Annotated in this window: 15 protein-coding genes and 2 pseudogenes; 12 read left to right on the top strand and 5 right to left on the bottom strand. The window is 71.6% G+C overall.

Translation table 11 applies throughout. From position 1 onward, the window contains the following. Positions 1 to 171: 171 nt before the first annotated feature. The 8 genes from ACZ7LV_RS13010 to pssA all read left to right on the top strand — a co-directional run bounded on the left by ACZ7LV_RS13010 (position 172) and on the right by pssA (position 9132). Positions 172 to 981 (top strand): TetR family transcriptional regulator, encoded by an 810-nt coding sequence (locus ACZ7LV_RS13010; protein WP_471938711.1) that lies wholly within the window; start codon positions 172 to 174, stop codon positions 979 to 981. A 412-nt stretch (positions 982 to 1393) separates the two neighbouring features. Further along, a complete protein-coding gene (gene ccrA, locus ACZ7LV_RS13005; RefSeq protein WP_471938709.1) occupies positions 1394 to 2737 on the top strand; it encodes a crotonyl-CoA carboxylase/reductase in 1344 nt (447 codons plus the stop codon). A gap of 10 nt (positions 2738 to 2747) precedes the next feature. Next, positions 2748 to 4775, top strand: a complete 2028-nt coding sequence (locus ACZ7LV_RS13000) for a protein meaA (RefSeq protein WP_471938707.1) — start codon at positions 2748 to 2750, stop codon at positions 4773 to 4775. Further along, a complete protein-coding gene (locus tag ACZ7LV_RS12995) occupies positions 4772 to 5731 on the top strand; it encodes an HpcH/HpaI aldolase/citrate lyase family protein (RefSeq protein ID WP_471938705.1) in 960 nt (319 codons plus the stop codon). Before ACZ7LV_RS13000 ends, ACZ7LV_RS12995 begins: the two co-directional genes overlap by 4 nt. A 4-nt stretch (positions 5732 to 5735) precedes the next feature. Then, entirely contained in the window at positions 5736 to 6254 is a 519-nt protein-coding gene (locus ACZ7LV_RS12990) for a MaoC family dehydratase (protein WP_471938703.1), read from the top strand. 2 nt (positions 6255 to 6256) lie between these two features. Continuing rightward, entirely contained in the window at positions 6257 to 7462 is a 1206-nt protein-coding gene (locus ACZ7LV_RS12985; protein ID WP_471938701.1) for an acyl-CoA dehydrogenase family protein, read from the top strand. A 172-nt stretch (positions 7463 to 7634) separates the two neighbouring features. After that, complete coding sequence (locus ACZ7LV_RS12980; protein ID WP_401665688.1) at positions 7635 to 8291, top strand: phosphatidylserine decarboxylase; 657 nt, start codon at positions 7635 to 7637, stop codon at positions 8289 to 8291. Then, complete coding sequence (gene pssA, locus ACZ7LV_RS12975; protein ID WP_365444057.1) at positions 8278 to 9132, top strand: CDP-diacylglycerol--serine O-phosphatidyltransferase; 855 nt, start codon at positions 8278 to 8280, stop codon at positions 9130 to 9132. Before ACZ7LV_RS12980 ends, pssA begins: the two co-directional genes overlap by 14 nt. A gap of 99 nt (positions 9133 to 9231) precedes the next feature. Here pssA and ACZ7LV_RS12970 read toward each other — a convergent pair whose 3' ends face one another. Beyond that, positions 9232 to 9549 (bottom strand): MmyB family transcriptional regulator, encoded by a 318-nt coding sequence (locus tag ACZ7LV_RS12970; RefSeq protein ID WP_471938699.1) that lies wholly within the window; start codon positions 9547 to 9549, stop codon positions 9232 to 9234. Between the two features lie 66 nt (positions 9550 to 9615). On the opposite strand from ACZ7LV_RS12970, the gene ACZ7LV_RS12965 reads away from it, so the two are divergent. Beyond that, entirely contained in the window at positions 9616 to 9819 is a 204-nt protein-coding gene (locus ACZ7LV_RS12965) for an aldo/keto reductase (RefSeq protein ID WP_471939209.1), read from the top strand. A gap of 46 nt (positions 9820 to 9865) precedes the next feature. Here ACZ7LV_RS12965 and ACZ7LV_RS12960 read toward each other — a convergent pair whose 3' ends face one another. Next, the gene (locus ACZ7LV_RS12960; protein ID WP_471939207.1) at positions 9866 to 11002 is read right to left on the bottom strand and encodes a glycerate kinase; all 1137 of its coding nucleotides are present in this window, start codon (positions 11000 to 11002) and stop codon (positions 9866 to 9868) included. Positions 11003 to 11183: 181 nt separating this feature from the next. Here ACZ7LV_RS12960 and ACZ7LV_RS12955 point away from each other — a divergent pair, with 181 nt between their 5' ends. Beyond that, a complete protein-coding gene (locus ACZ7LV_RS12955; protein ID WP_471938697.1) occupies positions 11184 to 12257 on the top strand; it encodes an ADP-ribosylglycohydrolase family protein in 1074 nt (357 codons plus the stop codon). A gap of 733 nt (positions 12258 to 12990) precedes the next feature. Further along, a complete protein-coding gene (locus ACZ7LV_RS12950) occupies positions 12991 to 13482 on the top strand; it encodes an NUDIX domain-containing protein (protein WP_471938695.1) in 492 nt (163 codons plus the stop codon). A 35-nt stretch (positions 13483 to 13517) separates the two neighbouring features. On the opposite strand, the gene ACZ7LV_RS12945 is transcribed toward ACZ7LV_RS12950, so the two are convergent. Next, the gene (locus tag ACZ7LV_RS12945) at positions 13518 to 13718 is read right to left on the bottom strand and encodes a type II toxin-antitoxin system VapB family antitoxin (protein WP_401665671.1); all 201 of its coding nucleotides are present in this window, start codon (positions 13716 to 13718) and stop codon (positions 13518 to 13520) included. Between the two features lie 82 nt (positions 13719 to 13800). Here ACZ7LV_RS12945 and ACZ7LV_RS12940 point away from each other — a divergent pair, with 82 nt between their 5' ends. Then, positions 13801 to 14550 (top strand): SIR2 family NAD-dependent protein deacylase, encoded by a 750-nt coding sequence (locus tag ACZ7LV_RS12940; protein WP_471938693.1) that lies wholly within the window; start codon positions 13801 to 13803, stop codon positions 14548 to 14550. A gap of 16 nt (positions 14551 to 14566) precedes the next feature. Here the strand turns inward: ACZ7LV_RS12940 and ACZ7LV_RS12935 are convergent. Together ACZ7LV_RS12935 and ACZ7LV_RS12930 are read right to left on the bottom strand one after the other, a co-directional pair. Beyond that, a pseudogene (locus ACZ7LV_RS12935) lies at positions 14567 to 15028 on the bottom strand (methylated-DNA--[protein]-cysteine S-methyltransferase); the annotation flags it as partial. A 54-nt stretch (positions 15029 to 15082) separates the two neighbouring features. Beyond that, positions 15083 to 16537, bottom strand: a pseudogene (locus tag ACZ7LV_RS12930) (AlkA N-terminal domain-containing protein); the annotation flags it as partial. Position 16538: the final 1 nt, after the last annotated feature.

Here is a 16538-nt window from a genome sequence, read left to right as displayed (position 1 = left end):
GGGCCGCCCGGCCGGCCGGGCGACCGGTTCAGGACGGGCGGGGAGTGGGGCGGGCTGCTGGAGCCGGGCCGCCGCCCCCCGGCCGCCCGGCCCGCCGCTCCCCCGCCCGTCAGGGGCGGGGGAAACCCCGGACCTGCGCATCGAGCTGCGGACATGCAGTACGTTCGGGGCATGCCCCAGCCCGCCAGGTCCTCACGTACACCCGCCACGCCGGACGCGCCGGAGAGCGCCGCGGGCGGTCGCGCCGCCGCCCAACGGCTCAAAATGCGCCGGGAACTGGCGGCCGCGGCCATGGAGCTGTTCGCGACCAAGGGCTACGAGGCGACGACCGTCGACGAGATCGCGGCCCAGGCCGGGGTGGCCCGCCGCACCTTCTTCCGCCACTTCCGCTCCAAGGAAGAGGCGATCTTCCCCGACCACGACGACACCCTGATCCGGGCCGAGGCGGTGCTCAACGCGGCGCCCGCGCACGAGCACCCGCTCGACACGGTGTGCCGCGGGATCAAGGAAGTCATGAAGATGTACGCGGCCCGGCCGAAGATCTCGGTCGCCCGCTACAAGCTCACGCGGGAGGTGCCGACCCTGCGTGAGGCCGAAATCGCCTCGGTGGCCCGCTACGAGCGCCTGTTCACGCGCTATCTGCTGGGCCACTTCGACGAGCACGCGCACGACGACGACGCCAACGACGACCCGCTGCTGGCCGAGGTCGCCGCGTCCGCCGTCGTCACCGCCCACAACCACGTACTGCGGCGCTGGCTGCGCGCGGGCGGCCAGGGCGACGTGGAGGCGCAGCTCGACCACGCCTTCGCGATCGTGCGCAGGACGTTCGGGGCGGGCATCGGGATAGGGCGTTCCACGGCGCCGAAGCCCGCCCCGGCGGCGGTCTCGGCGCACGGCGAGGTGCTGGTGACGGTCGCGCGTACCGACGCCCCGCTCGACGAGGTCATGAGGACCATCGAGGAGGCCCTCAAGGACCGCTGAGCGGCTCCGCACCGTGAGGACGGCCACCCTGCCCGGGTGGCCGTTTTGGCATGTCAGGGCACCTTTTCAGCGCGTTCTGAGCCCTCGTTCGATCGATCATCGCTCATTTGTTACGTAAAGATTTCATCTGAGAGGAAGTTCTGGCACCCAGTGCCTTGCCGGATGACACGGGGTGCCATACGTTGAAGGTGTCCGGGCGGCCGGCGTGCAGCGACCCTTCGTACGCCGGCTGTCCCCGCAAGCCGCTGGTTTGCGCGCCCGGACGCCTGCGTCACAGGCAACCTCCCGCGCCACAAAGCGCTGCCGGACAAGCACCACCGCCGGACCGACGGCACTCCCTCATCCCTCAGCAGCACCGACGTAACCCTCAGCGTCCCCTCCCTCAGGGGCGTTCACCGCCGGAGGCAACACCGTGACCGTGAAGGACATCCTGGACGCGATCCAGTCGCCCGACTCGACGCCGGCCGACTTCGCCGCACTGCCGATCCCCGAGTCGTACCGCGCGATCACCGTGCACAAGGACGAGACGGAGATGTTCGCGGGCCTCGCGACCCGCGACAAGGACCCCCGCAAGTCGATCCACCTGGACGAGGTGCCGGTGCCGGAACTCGGCCCCGGTGAGGCCCTGGTGGCCGTCATGGCCTCGTCGGTGAACTACAACTCCGTGTGGACCTCGATCTTCGAGCCGCTGTCCACCTTCGGGTTCCTGGAGCGCTACGGCCGCACCAACGACCTCGCCAAGCGCCACGACCTGCCGTACCACATCATCGGCTCCGACCTCGCGGGCGTCGTCCTGCGCACCGGCCCGGGCGTCAACTCCTGGAAGCCCGGTGACGAGGTCGTCGCGCACTGCCTGTCGGTCGAGCTGGAGTCCAGCGACGGCCACAACGACACCATGCTCGACCCCGAGCAGCGCATCTGGGGCTTCGAGACCAACTTCGGCGGCCTCGCCGAGATCGCGCTCGTCAAGTCCAACCAGCTGATGCCGAAGCCGGCCCACCTCAGCTGGGAGGAGGCCGCCGCCCCGGGCCTGGTCAACTCCACCGCGTACCGGCAGCTGGTCTCCCGCAACGGCGCCGGCATGAAGCAGGGCGACAACGTCCTGATCTGGGGCGCGAGCGGCGGACTCGGTTCGTACGCCACGCAGTTCGCGCTGGCCGGCGGCGCGACCCCGATCTGTGTCGTCTCCAGCGACCAGAAGGCGGACATCTGCCGGTCGATGGGCGCCGAGGCGATCATCGACCGCAACGCCGAGGGCTACCGGTTCTGGAAGGACGAGCAGACCCAGGACCCCAAGGAGTGGAAGCGCTTCGGCAAGCGCATCCGCGAACTGACCGGCGGCGAGGACATCGACATCGTCTTCGAGCACCCCGGCCGCGAGACCTTCGGCGCGAGCGTCTTCGTCACCCGCAAGGGCGGCACCATCACCACCTGCGCCTCGACCTCGGGCTACATGCACGAGTACGACAACCGCTACCTGTGGATGTCGCTGAAGCGGATCATCGGCTCCCACTTCGCCAACTACCGCGAGGCCTGGGAGGCCAACCGCCTCATCGCCAAGGGCAGGATCCACCCGACGCTGTCGAAGGTCTACCCGCTGGAGGAGACCGGCCAGGCCGCGCACGACGTGCACCGCAACGCCCACCAGGGCAAGGTCGGCGTGCTGTGCCTGGCGCCCGAGGAGGGCCTCGGCGTGCGCGACGAGGAGATGCGCGCCCAGCACGTCGACGCGATCAACCGCTTCCGGAACATCTGAGGGGCGATGCATGACTGAGCGTCAGAAGGACCGGCCGTGGCTCATGCGCACCTACGCCGGTCACTCCACGGCCGAGGCGTCCAACGAGTTGTACCGGCGCAACCTCGCCAAGGGCCAGACGGGTCTGTCGGTGGCCTTCGACCTGCCGACGCAGACCGGCTACGACTCCGACCACGTCCTCGCCCGCGGCGAGGTCGGCCGGGTCGGCGTGCCGATCGGGCACCTCGGTGACATGCGCAGGCTGTTCCAGGACATCCCCTTGGAACAGATGAACACCTCGATGACCATCAACGCCACGGCCATGTGGCTGCTGGCGCTCTACCAGGTCGTCGCGGAGGAGCAGGGCGCGGACATCACCCAGCTCCAGGGCACGACCCAGAACGACATCGTCAAGGAATACCTGTCGCGGGGGACGCACGTGTTCCCGCCGGGGCCCTCACTCCGGCTGACCACGGACATGATCGCCTACACGGTCTCCCACATCCCGAAGTGGAACCCGATCAACATCTGCAGCTACCACCTGCAGGAGGCGGGCGCCACTCCGGTGCAGGAGATCGCGTACGCGATGTCCACCGCGATCGCGGTTCTCGATGCCGTACGCGACTCGGGGCAGGTTCCCGAGGAGAAGTTCGGGGACGTCGTGGCCCGCATCTCCTTCTTTGTGAACGCGGGCGTCCGCTTCATCGAGGAGATGTGCAAGATGCGGGCGTTCGGGCGGATCTGGGACCGGATCACGCGCGAGCGGTACGGCATCGAGAACCCCAAGCAGCGCCGCTTCCGCTACGGCGTGCAGGTCAACTCCCTCGGTCTGACCGAGGCGCAGCCGGAGAACAACGTCCAGCGCATCGTCCTGGAGATGCTGGCCGTCACCCTCTCCAAGGACGCCCGCGCGCGGGCCGTCCAGCTGCCCGCCTGGAACGAGGCGCTCGGCCTGCCCCGCCCCTGGGACCAGCAGTGGTCCCTGCGCATCCAGCAGGTGCTCGCCCACGAGAGCGACCTGCTGGAGTACGAGGACATCTTCGCGGGCTCGACGGTGATCGAGGCGAAGGTGGGCGAGCTCGTCGAGGAGTCGCTCGCCGAGATGGAGCGCATCGAGGAGATGGGCGGCGCGATGGCCGCCGTGGAGTCCGGCTACCTCAAGTCGCAGCTGGTCGCCTCGCACGCCGAGCGCCGGGGGCGGATCGAGTCCGGCCAGGAGAAGATCATCGGTGTCAACGTCTTCGAGACCACCGAGCCGAACCCGCTCACCGCGGACCTGGACACCGCGATCCACACGGTCGACCCCGCGGTCGAGGCCCGGGTCGTCACCGCGCTCCAGCAGTGGCGCGACACCCGTTACCAGCCGCCCTTCAACCACCCCCGGCCCTGCAAGGCGCTGGACCGGCTGAAGGAGGCCGCCAAGGGCACCGGCAACCTCATGGAGGCCACCCTGGAGTGCGCCCGCGCCGGGGTCACGACCGGCGAGTGGGCCGGGGCCCTGCGCGAGGTGTTCGGCGAGTTCCGCGCCCCGACCGGCGTCTCGTCCGCGCCGGTGGCCGTCCCCGTCGAGGAAGGCAGCGCCCTGTCCCAGGTGCGCCGCAAGGTGGACCTGACGGCCAAGGACCTGGGCGTCGGCAAGCTGCGCTTCCTGGTCGGCAAGCCGGGTCTGGACGGGCACTCCAACGGAGCCGAGCAGATAGCGGTGCGCGCGCGGGACGCCGGCTTCGAAGTGGTCTACCAGGGCATCCGGCTGACGCCCGAGCAGATCGTGGACGCGGCCCTCGCCGAGGACGTGCACGCCGTGGGCCTGTCGATCCTCTCCGGCTCGCACGCCCAGCTGGTCCCGGACGTGCTGGTCCGGCTGCGCGAGGCCGGGGCGCCCGACATCCCGGTGGTCGCCGGCGGGATCATCCCGAACGCCGACGCCGAGCAGCTCAGGGCCGCCGGAGTGGCCGCGGTCTTCACCCCGAAGGACTTCGACATCACCGGGATCATCGGCCGTATCGTCGACGAGATCCGCACAGCGAACAAGCTCGACCCCCTGGAGGTCTCCGCATGACCGTCAACCGTCTGCGCCCCCGCCGTTCCTGTCTGGCGGTCCCGGGAAGCAACCCCCGCTTCCTGGAGAAGGCGCAGGGCCTCCCGGCCGACCAGGTCTTCCTCGACCTGGAGGACGCCTGCGCGCCGCTCGCCAAGCCGGAGGCCCGGCACACCATCGTCAAGTTCCTCAACGAGGGCGACTGGACGGGCAAGGCCAGGGTCGTGCGCGTCAACGACTGGACGACGGAGTGGACGTACCGCGACGTCGTGACCGTGGTCGAGGGGGCGGGCCCCAACCTCGACTGCATCATGCTGCCGAAGGTGCAGGACGCCCAGCAGGTCGTCGCGCTGGACCTGCTGCTGACGCAGATCGAGAAGACGATGGGCTTCGAGGTCGGGCGGATCGGCATCGAGGCCCAGATCGAGAACGCGCGGGGCCTGAACAACGTCAACGAGATCGCGCAGGCCTCGCCGCGGGTCGAGACCATCATCTTCGGCCCGGCCGACTTCATGGCGTCCATCAACATGAAGTCGCTGGTCGTGGGCGAGCAGCCGCCGGGCTACCCGGCGGACGCCTACCACTACATCCTGATGAAGATCCTGATGGCCGCCCGCGCCAACGACCTCCAGGCGATCGACGGCCCCTACCTCCAGATCCGCAACGTCGACGGCTACCGCGAGGTCGCGCAGCGCGCCGCGGCGCTCGGCTTCGACGGCAAGTGGGTGCTGCACCCGGGCCAGGTCGAGGCGTCCAACGAGATCTTCTCGCCCTCCCAGGAGGACTACGACCACGCCGAGCTGATCCTGGACGCGTACGACTACTACACGTCCGAGGCGGGCGGCAGGAAGGGCTCGGCGATGCTCGGCGACGAGATGATCGACGAGGCCAGCCGCAAGATGGCGCTCGTCGTCTCCGGCAAGGGCCGGGCCGCCGGCCTGAAGCGCACCAGCTCCTTCGAGATCCCGGAGGCGTGAGGCCATGCAGTTCGGGCGCACCTACGAGGAGTTCGAGGTCGGGGCGACGTACAAGCACTGGCCGGGAAAGACGGTCACCGAGTACGACGACCACCTGTTCTGCCTCCTCACCATGAACCACCACCCGCTCCACATGGACGCCAACTACGCCGAGAGCACGACGGACTTCGGCAAGAACGTCGTCGTCGGGAACTACGTCTACTCCCTGCTGCTCGGCATGTCCGTGCCGGACGTCTCCGGCAAGGCCATCGCCAACCTGGAGATCGAGTCGCTCAAGCACGTGGCGCCGACCTTCCACGGCGACACGATCTACGGCGAGACGACCGTGCTGGACAAGTGGCCGTCGAAGTCGAAGAACGACCGCGGCATCGTGCACGTGGAGACCAAGGGCTACAAGCAGGACGGCACGCTGGTCTGCGTGTTCCGCCGCAAGGTGATGGTCCCCACCGAGACGTACATCAAGGAGCGCGGCGGCGAGCAGCCCGGCCGGCCCGAACTCAAGGAAAAGGAACAGGGGAAGTAGCGATGGCGCGACTCGCCCAGACCGCCGGTCTGACCGACGTCCAGCAGGAGATCCTGTCCACGGTCCGGGACTTCGTGGACAAGGAGATCATCCCGGTCGCCACCGGGCTGGAGCACCGCGACGAGTACCCGCAGCAGATCGTCGACGGCCTCAAGGAGTTGGGCCTGTTCGGCCTCATGATTCCCGAGGAGTACGGGGGTCTGGGCGAGTCGCTCCTGACGTACGCCCTCTGCGTGGAGGAGATCGCCCGCGGCTGGATGTCGGTGTCCGGCATCATCAACACGCACTTCATCGTGGCGTACATGCTCAAGCAGCACGGCACGCAGGAGCAGAAGGACCACTACCTGCCCCGCATGGCGGCCGGCGACATCCGCGGCGCCTTCTCGATGTCCGAGCCGGGACTCGGCTCCGACGTGTCGGCCATCACCTCCAAGGCGGTCCGGGACGGCGATGAATTCGTCCTGAACGGTCAGAAGATGTGGCTGACCAACGGGGGCACGTCGTCCCTCGTCGCCGTTCTGGTGCGAAGTGACGAAGGTCACCCCGAGGGCTCCGCGCCGCACAAGTCGATGACGACCTTCCTCGTGGAGAAGGAGCCGGGCTTCGGCGAGGTCCGCCCGGGCCTGACCATCCCCGGCAAGATCGACAAGATGGGCTACAAGGGGGTCGACACCACCGAGCTCATCATGGACGGCCTGCGGATTCCCGCGGATCGTGTGCTCGGCGGGGTCACCGGACGCGGTTTCTACCAGATGATGGACGGCGTCGAGGTGGGCCGGGTCAACGTGGCGGCACGTGGCTGCGGAGTCGCCCAGCGTGCGTTCGAACTCGGTGTCCAGTACGCCCAGCAGCGCCACACCTTCGGCAAGCCGATCGCGCAGCACCAGGCGATCCAGTTCAAACTCGCGGAGATGGCTACCAAGGTGGAGGCCGCGCATGCGATGATGGTGAACGCTGCGCGTAAAAAGGACTCCGGGCAACGAAACGACCTCGAGGCCGGGATGGCGAAGTACCTGGCCTCGGAGTACTGCAAAGAGGTCGTGGAGGATGCCTTCCGGATCCACGGCGGTTACGGCTTCTCCAAGGAGTACGAGATCGAGCGCCTCTACCGCGAGGCTCCGATGCTGCTCATCGGTGAAGGTACCGCCGAGATCCAGAAAATGATCATCGGGCGGCGGTTGCTCGAAGAGTATCGGTTCCAGGGCTGACTTGTCCGGAAGCGGGGTGTTTTCTTCGAGAAGAAGATCACACCCCGTAGGCACTCTCCGGCCGCCGACTCGGCTTCCTGGCTTACCCAGTTGTGGCGCTTAGCCGCTACGATCGCGGGAAAGCCGCCGTCCCCCGTCAGAAGCGCGGCATCATCCGCTACGAAGGTCATCCATGCCCCACAGCCAAACCTCTGCACCTCGCGACAGCCTGGTCGGCGTACGCCTCGCGCGCGGAGCATCGCCGTGGCTTCTGCCGACCGTCGCCACCGCTGCCCTCAGCCTGGCCCGCGCCCGCCGCTCCGGCGCAGCGAAGGCCGTGGCCGTCCCCGCCACCGCGCTCGCGGCGGGGATGCTGTGGTTCTTCCGCGACCCCGAGCGTGAGATCGCCCAGGGCCGGGTCATCTCGCCGGCCGACGGTGTGGTGCAGAGCATCATGCCGTGGAAGGACGGACGTACCCGCGTCGCGATCTTCATGAGCCCGCTGAACGTCCACGTCAACCGCGCCCCGCTGGCCGGCACCGTGACGTCGGTCGAGCACGTCCCGGGCGGATTCGTTCCCGCTTTCAACAAGGAGAGCGAGAACAACGAGCGGGTCGTGTGGCACTTCGACACCGAGCTCGGCGACATCGAGATGATCCAGATCGCCGGCGCCGTCGCCCGGCGTATCGTGCCTTACGTGCCCGAGGGCACGAAGGTCGAGCAGGGCGACCGGATCGGACTGATCCGCTTCGGCTCGCGCGTGGACCTCTATCTGCCGGAGGGCGTGGAGGTCGCGGTCGAGGTCGGTCAGAAGACCGTGGCTGGGGTGACTCGAATTGACCGTGATTGACCCGGAGACCCAGGCCGGCTGGGTGCCCGAGGCCGAGGAGTCCGACGAAGAGGAGGAGATGCCGCTCTCTCTCCGCCTCTCGATAGCGGACACCCTCACCCTCGGCAACGCCACGTGCGGCTTCATGGCGGTGTACTTCACCACCACCGGCATCCTGATCCCGCACCTCACGGGCAGCCAGGAGACCGGCATGGCCCGCCACAGCGCGGCCACGGCGGTCATCCTGATGCTCTGCGCGGCCGTCTTCGACCTGTTCGACGGCCTGGTCGCGCGCAAGCTGCGCTCCTCCCCCATGGGCGCCGAGCTGGACAACCTGTCGGACCTGATCAGCTTCGGTCTGGCACCGGCGTACTTCGTCCTGGTCTACGGGATGGTCGCCGACGACGCGCACCAGCGGGTGGCGGCGGTCGGCGCGATCGTCGTCCTGCTGGCCGTGGTGCTCAGGCTGGCCAGATTCTCCTGTGTGACGCCGACCAACGGCATGTTCCAGGGCATGCCCAGTCCCTTCGGGGCGCTGACGGTCGTCGCGATCGTGCTCCTGGAGCTGCCCTTCGCGGCGACGCTGCTGGCGATCCTGGGCACCGCGTGGCTGATGGTGAGCCGCGTCGAGTACCCGAAGCCGCGGGGCCGCCTCGCCGGCGCGATGCTCGCCTGGATCGTGCTCAGCATGGGGCTGCTGGTGGCCTGGGCCTTCGGCGCCCCCAGCGGGCAGCTGCTGCTCCAGACGGGCTGTGCGCTCCAGCTGGTCATGGGCGCGGTGATCCCGCTGTTCGCCACGGCCCGCCGGGTGAACAACTTCCGCGACAACCGGCGCGAGGCGCGGGCGGCGCAGCTGCCGTAGCCGCCGGAGCACGGTGATCCGTGGAGATCCGTGGAGCAAGGGCCCCGAACCCCTGAGGTTCGGGGCCCTTCTTCGTGCGCGTCGTTCCCGGGCAGCCGCTCACTGTTCCCGGGTCGGCTCGTGCGCGGGTCTGTCCTCGTGCGGGGCGCTGAGGCTGCCGAGGATGTCCAGCAGCTCCGCGCTGCGGCCGCCCGGCTCGGCGTGGAAGACGACCAGGATCAGCGCGTCCTCGCCGTCGAGGACGAGCTTGTCCGAGTGCAGGTCCAGGTCGCCCACCTGCGGATGGCGCAGTCGGCTGACGCGTCCGCGGTGGGGCCGGACGTCGTGGCGGCCCCAGAGCCGCCGGAAGCGCTCGCTGCGCACGGACAGCTCCCCCACCAGGTGCTGGAGCCGGGGATCGTCCACGTCCGGCCCCACATGGGTGCGCAGGACGGCGACACCCTCCTCGGGGGGCTCCTCTAAGTCCCGGCGCAGTCGCGGACCCTGGACGACGTGGCCGCGGCGCTCGGCGCCTCCGCGCAGCAGGTCGCCCTGGCCTGGCTCCTGCACCGCTCCCCGGCGATCGCCGTGATCCCGGGTACGTCGTCGGTGTCCCATCTGCGCGAGAACCTGGCCGCGGCGGAGCTGGAGCTGCCGCCGGAGACCATGGCCCGGCTGGACGGGATCGGGAGCGCGCCGGGCGCGTGATCCGGCACCTGTGCCGCCGCCTCGGGGAGCGGCCGGCGGGCGGCGCTCAGGCCAGGTGGTCCCGCGCGACGCGTTCCGCCGTGCGCTCCAGGATCGGGCCGGCGTCCGCGATGCACTTCGCCACGTCCGGCTCGATCTCGGTCAGCGGATACGCCCGCCGGATGCCCGCCCGCTCCAGCGCCTCGGGCGTGAGCGCGAGCCGCCCGCACACCGCGACGACCTCCTTGCCCGCCGCCCGCGCGGCCGCCGCGACGCCCGCGGGGGCCTTGCCGTGCAGGGTCTGCTCGTCCAGGGACCCCTCACCGGTGATCACCAGGTGCGCACGCTCCAGGGCGGGCGCGAAGCCCAGCACGTCGAGCATCACCTCGATGCCGGGCCGGAAACGGGCGCCGAGCAGCATGGCGCCGTACCCGATGCCGCCCGCCGCGCCGGCGCCGGGCGCCGCGGCGTACTCGCCGGCCGTGGGACCCACGGTCCGCTCCAGCACCTTCGCGAAGTGCCCGAGCGCCGTGTCCAGCGTCGCCACGTCGTCCGGGGACGCCCCCTTCTGCGGCCCGTACACCGCGGGCGCGCCCTTCGGGCCGGTCAGCGGGTTGTCGACGTCGCTGGCCAGCACCAGTTCCACCGAGGAGAGCCGCGCGTCAAGACCCGACAGGTCGGCCGACGCCAGCTCGGCGAGCCCGCCGCCGCCCGGCGTCACCGGCTCCCCGTCCGCCTTCGCGAAGCGCGCCCCGAGCGCGGACAGCATGCCCGCGCCGCCGTCGGTGGTCGCGCTGCCGCCGACCCCGAAGACGATCGTGCGTGCCCCGGCGTCGAGGGCGGCCCTCAGCAGCTCGCCCGAGCCGTACGTGGAGGCCGTCAGGGGTGCGAAGACCCCGGCCGGCAGGCGCTGGAGCCCGCTCGCCTCGGCCATCTCGACGACCGCGGTGTCGCCGCGCAGCGCGAAGGCGGCCGTCACCTGGTCCCCGAGGGGTCCCGCGACCCGCACCTCACGCCGCTCGAAGCCGGCCGCGACCGCCGCGTCCACGGTCCCGTCGCCGCCGTCGGCCACCGGCAGCGCCTCCACGGCGAGGTCCGGCACGACGCGGCGCAGCCCGGCCGTCACCCGCTCGGCGACCTGCACGGCCGTCAGCGACCCCTTGAACTTGTCCGCGGCGATGAGCACCCCACGGGCACCGTCCACAGCGTCAGCCACCTTGTCTTCCCCTCGCTTTCCGGGCCCCGCGCACGTCAGGGCCAGTCGCGCCGCTGCGACCTTAACCGCAGGACGCCCCCGCCGTCATGCCCGGCCCGGTCCGCGGGACGCCCGCGCGGCCGGCCGTGCGGGCACCGTGGCGGTGGCCGGAAGTGGGTAGACCGGAGCTATGACCCCTGAGGGCACCGAGCCAGAGCTCGCCGACCGCGTCCTGGGGGGCTGGCTGGGCCGGATCGCCGGCAACATGCTGGGCAAACCGGTCGAGCAGGGCGACCTGTGGACGCGGCACCGTATCGACGACTACCTGCGGCAGGCCTCCGCGCTGCCCCTGACCGACTACATCCCCGAGCCGCCGCCCGGCGGGACCGGGCCCGAACTGCGCCCGGAGTGGCGTCAGTGCGTCCGGGGCCGTATCCACGGCAGTTGCCGGGACGACGACGTCGACTACGCGATCCTCGGACTGCACCTGCTGGAGACCCATGGCTTCGGGTTCAGCACCGAGCAGGTCGGGGACCTGTGGCTGCTGCGGCTGCCGTACCTGCAGACCTTCACGGCCGAGCGGGCGGCGTACCGGAACCTGGCGAGCGGTCTGAAGCCGCCGCTCACGGCGACGTACGAGAACCCCTACCAGGAGTGGATCGGCGCCCTGATCCGCGCCGACATCTACGGCTGGACCTGTCCCGGCGAGCCCCGGCGGGCGGCCGGGCTGGCCCGCCGGGACGCGGTGCTCTCGCACACCGGGAACGGTGTCTACGGCGCCATGTGGGCGGCGGCGCTGGTCTCGGCCGCGTTCACCGTGTCCACCGTGCGGCAGGCGCTGGACGAGGCGCTCGGCGTGGTCCCGGCGAGCAGCCGGCTGGCACGCACGGTCCGGCGGGTGATGTCGCTGCACGAGACCCGGATGACGTGGGAGGACACGCTCACCACGGTGGGCGAGGAGACGGCGGGGCTCGGCTGGATCCACACGGTCCCGAACGCCGCGGTGCTCACCGCCGGGCTGCTGTACGGCGACGGCGACTTCACCCGGACCATCGCCCTGACCGTGCGGGGCGGCCTGGACACCGACTCCAACGGCGCCACGGCGGGCTCGGTGGCCGGCGTCCTGACCGGCGCGGACGCGATCCCGGACCAGTGGAAGGAACCCCTGGAGGACACCGTACGCAGCGCGGTCTTCGGCTTCGACGGAATCCGCATCACCGAACTGGCACAGCGCACCCTGCACCTGGCCCGGACGTCCGGCTAGGCACCGGGGCCCAGGGGGTGGGTGCTGGGCGGGGGCGGGCGCAGGGCCGGGGCTAGGGCCGAGGGCTCGGGGCGAGGCGCCGGGGGCGCGGGCGCAGGGCCGGGGCTAGGGGCGAGGCTCCGGGGGCGCGGGCGAAGGGCTGGGGCTCGGACCGAGGGCTCGGGGCGAGGCGCCGGGGGCGCGGGCGCAGGGCTGGGGCTCGGGCTCGGGCGGAAGGCTGGATGCCGGGGAGCGGGCCAGGGCCCGGGGGTCACGGCTCGGGGCTGGGGGGCGGACCAAGGCCCGGGGGTCAGGGCTCGGGGCGGCGGGATGCCGGGACTCGGGACGGGGTGTCGGGACTCGGGACGGGGTGTCAGGGCTCGGGCGGAGGGCTAGAGCCCGGGGGCGGAGGGCTGGGGGCCGGAACGAAGGGCTGGGGGTCGGGGCTCGGGCGGAGGGCCAGGGCCCGGGGGGCGGAGGGCTGGAGGCCGGAACGAGGGGCTGGGTGTCGGGGCTCAGGCTCGGGGCTGGGGCTAGGTGTCGGGGAGCCCGGGCGCGGGGCTGAGGCCCAGGGCTAGGGCCCGGAGCTTATGAGTGTCGGGGCTCGGGGCAAGGCGCCGGCGCGGGTGGAGGGCCTGGGCCGGGGGATCGGGCGGAGCCGCCGGGTGCCGGGGGGCGCGGGGGTGGGACGGCGGGGGGCGGGGGCCTTGTGCGCCGGGGAAGGGCGCCCTGGGCGCTGGTTACCCTTGCCAGGGTGACCACTCCTGACTTCGCCACGTACATCGCGAGCCTGCCGCGCGTCCTCGCCGGTGCCGCCGCGCTCTTCCGGGACGCCGAGGGCCGGGTGCTGCTCGTCGAGCCCAACTACCGAGAGGGCTGGGCGCTGCCGGGCGGCACGATCGAGTCCGACGACGGCGAGACCCCCCGGCAGGGTGCGCGCCGGGAGACCGCGGAGGAGATCGGCCTGGACCGCGAGCTCGGGCGCCTGCTCGCCGTCGACTGGGTGCACGGCACCGCCCGGCCGCCGCTGGTGGCGTATCTCTACGACGGCGGCGTCCTCGGCGAGGAGGACATCAAGGCGATCCGGCTGCAGGAGGAGGAGCTCCTGTCGTGGCGGTTCGTCGCCCCCGACGAGCTCCCCGAGCGCCTGCCCGGCGCCACGGGCCGCCGGGTCCTCGCCGCCCTGGACGCCCTGGAGAACGGCTCGGACACGGTCGAGCTGGAGAACGGCCACGCCGCCGGCTGATCCGTCGCGGGACGCGGGCCGCGGGCGCCGCCGGTTCAGCCCTGCACGTCACGCGGCTCGGCGTCCACCTCGCGGAGCGCCTCGTCCCGCTCGGCGGTCCTCGCCTCCGTGCGGTGGCCGCGCTCGATGTAGTCGCGCAGGACGAGTTCCACCGCGTCCTGCGGGCTGCCGACCCCCGCGAGCACCATGGCCTCGACGACGAGTTCGGCGTCGAGCGAGACATTGACCTTGGCCATGGGCGGACCCTAGCAGCGGCCGGTCCCCGGCGACTCGTATATCCGTTCGCCGTCCCGTTCGCCCCGCCCTACCCTCGACCGCATGAACAGGCCCCTCGTCGCCCTCCTCAGCGGCGCCGGCATCTCCACCGACTCCGGCATCCCCGACTACCGCGGCCCGAACGGGCTGTGGCGCCGGGATCCCGAGGCCGAGAAGCTGGTGACCTACGAGTACTACATGGGCGATCCGGAGATCCGCCGGCGCTCCTGGCAGATGCGGCGGCGGGTCGAGGCGCTGAAGTCCGAACCCAACGCCGCGCACGTGGCCGTCGCCGAGCTGGAGAAGTCCGGGATCCCGGTGCGGGTGATCACGCAGAACGTGGACGGGCTGCACCAGCTCGCCGGGATGCCCGCCCGCAAGGTGCTCGAACTGCACGGCAGCGCACGCGGCGTGGTGTGCACCGGGTGCCACGCGCGGGGCTCCATGGCGGACGCGCTCGCCCGGGTCGAGGCCGGTGAGGACGATCCGCCGTGCCGGGAGTGCGGGGGGATCCTCAAGTCGGCGACGGTCATGTTCGGCGAGCGGCTCGACCCGGTCGTCCTCGGCGAGGCCGTCGCGATCACCAAGGCCTGTCAGGTGTTCCTCGCGGTCGGCAGCAGCCTCCAGGTGCAGCCAGCCGCCGGGCTCGCGGGCGTCGCCGCCGACCACGGGGCACGGCTCGTCATCGTCAACGCCGAGCCGACACCGTACGACGAACGGGCCGACGAGGTCGTGCGGGAGCCGATCGGCACCGCGCTCCCGCGCCTCCTGCGGGACCTCGCCGGCCAGGGCCAGATTTCTGACAGGCACTGACAGGCACTGACAGGCCCTAGAACAGCGCCGCGCCGCGTTCGAAGTCCAGCAGGCGCTGCTTGCGTTCCAGTCCGCCGCCGTAGCCGGTGAGGCCGCCGGCGGCGCCGATCACCCGGTGGCAGGGGACGATGATGCCGATGGGGTTCCTGCCGTTGGCGAGACCGACCGCGCGGGAGGCCTGGGGACTTCCCAGGGCCCCGGCCAGTTCGCCGTACGAGCGGGTCTGGCCGTAGGGGATGCGGCGCAGTTGGTCCCAGACGGAGCGCTGGAACGGCGTGCCGTTGAGGCGCAGCGCCACGGTGAAGTGCTCCAACTCGCCGTCGAAGTAGGCCATGAGCTGCTCGACGGTCTCGCCGAAGGGCGTCTCGTCGCGCCCGCCGAAGGTCTCCTCCCCCGGGCGGTGGCGCTGGCCGGTCATGTAGAGGCCGCTCAGGACGCCGTCGTCGGCGACGAGGGTGAGCGGGCCGTAGGGGCTGTCGATGACTGTGTGCTGTCGCATCGGGCGTCCTCGTACGGGTTCTCGCGCAGGTAAGTTGATCAGGTGGCTGTCGGTCGCCCACAGGTACTGGACCGCGTACGCCCGCCAGGGGCGCCAGGCGCTCGCGCGCGCCGTGAGCGCGGCCGGGGTGGACGGCAGGCCCAGCTCCCGTGCCGCGCGGCGGATGCCGAGGTCGGTGGGGAGGAAGGCGTCGGGATCACCGAGGGCGCGCATCGCGATGACGTCAGCCGTCCAGGGGCCGAAGCCCGGCAGGGCCAGCAGCCGGGCGCGGGCCTGCGGCCAGTCGCTCTCCACGCCCAGACGCAGTGAGCCGTCGGCGAGTTGGCCGACGAGCGTGGTGAGGGTCGTGCGGCGGGTGCGCGGCATGGCGAGTGACTCGGGTTCGACGGCCGCCAGCGCCTCGGGCGACGGGAAGAGACGGGTGAGCCCGCCTTCCGCGTCCTCGACCGGCTCGCCGTGCGCGGTGACCAGCCGGGCGGCGTGGGTGCGGGCGGCGGCCGTGGACACCTGCTGTCCGAGCACCGCCCGTACGGCGAACTCGGCCTCGTCGACCGTGCGCGGCACCCGCCGGCCGGGCGCCTTGTCCACCAGCGGCGCCAGCACCGGATCGGTTCGCAACTGGTCGTCGACCGCGACCGGGTCCGCGTCCAGGTCGAGCATCCGGCGGCAGCGGCTGATGGCGACGGGCAGGTCGCGCAGGTCGCCGAGGGTGAGACGGCAGGCGATGTGGTCGGCGTGCGGGGTGAGCGCGACGACGCCGTGCCCGTAGGGGAGGCGGAGCGTGCGCCGGTAGGCGCCGTCCCGCCACTCCTCCACGCCGGGTACGGCGGTGGCGGCGAGGTGGCCGAAGAGGTTGTCGGGGTTGAGGGGGGCGCGGAACGGGAGCCGCAGGGACAGGGCGCCCGGCGTGGCTCCCTTGCGTCCCTCGGGTACCCGCGCGCGCAGGCCGCTGGGGGTGAGGGCGTAGACCTCGCGGACGGTGTCGTTGAAGGTGCGCACGGAGGCGAATCCGGCCGCGAAGGCGATCTGGGCCATGGGCAGCGCGGTCGTCTCGACGAGCAGCCGTGCGGTCTGGGCGCGCTGGGCGCGGGCGAGGGCGAGCGGACCGGCGCCGAGTTCGGCGAGCAGCTCGCGTTCGATCTGCCGGGCGCTGTAGCCGAGCCGGGCGGCCAGACCGGAAACGCCTTCGCGGTCCACCACGCCGTCGGCGATCAGCCGCATGGCGCGGGCGACCAGGTCGGCGCGGCGGTTCCACTCCGGTGAGCCGGGGCTGGTGTCCGGGCGGCAGCGCTTGCACGCCCGGAACCCGGCCTGCTGGCAGGCCGCCGCGCTCGGGTGGAACACCATGTTCTCCGGCTTGGGCGGCACCACCGGGCAGCTCGGTCGGCAGTAGATGCCGGTGGTCAGGACGGCGGTGAAGAACCAGCCGTCGAAGCGCGCGTCCTTGGACCGGACGGCCCGCAGACAGCGCTCGGTGTCGATGTGCATC

Source organism: Streptomyces sp. NPDC107562 (assembly GCF_055657325.1).
Note: the sequence above shows the minus strand (reverse complement) of the source record. Positions and strands in the feature narration are given on the sequence as shown.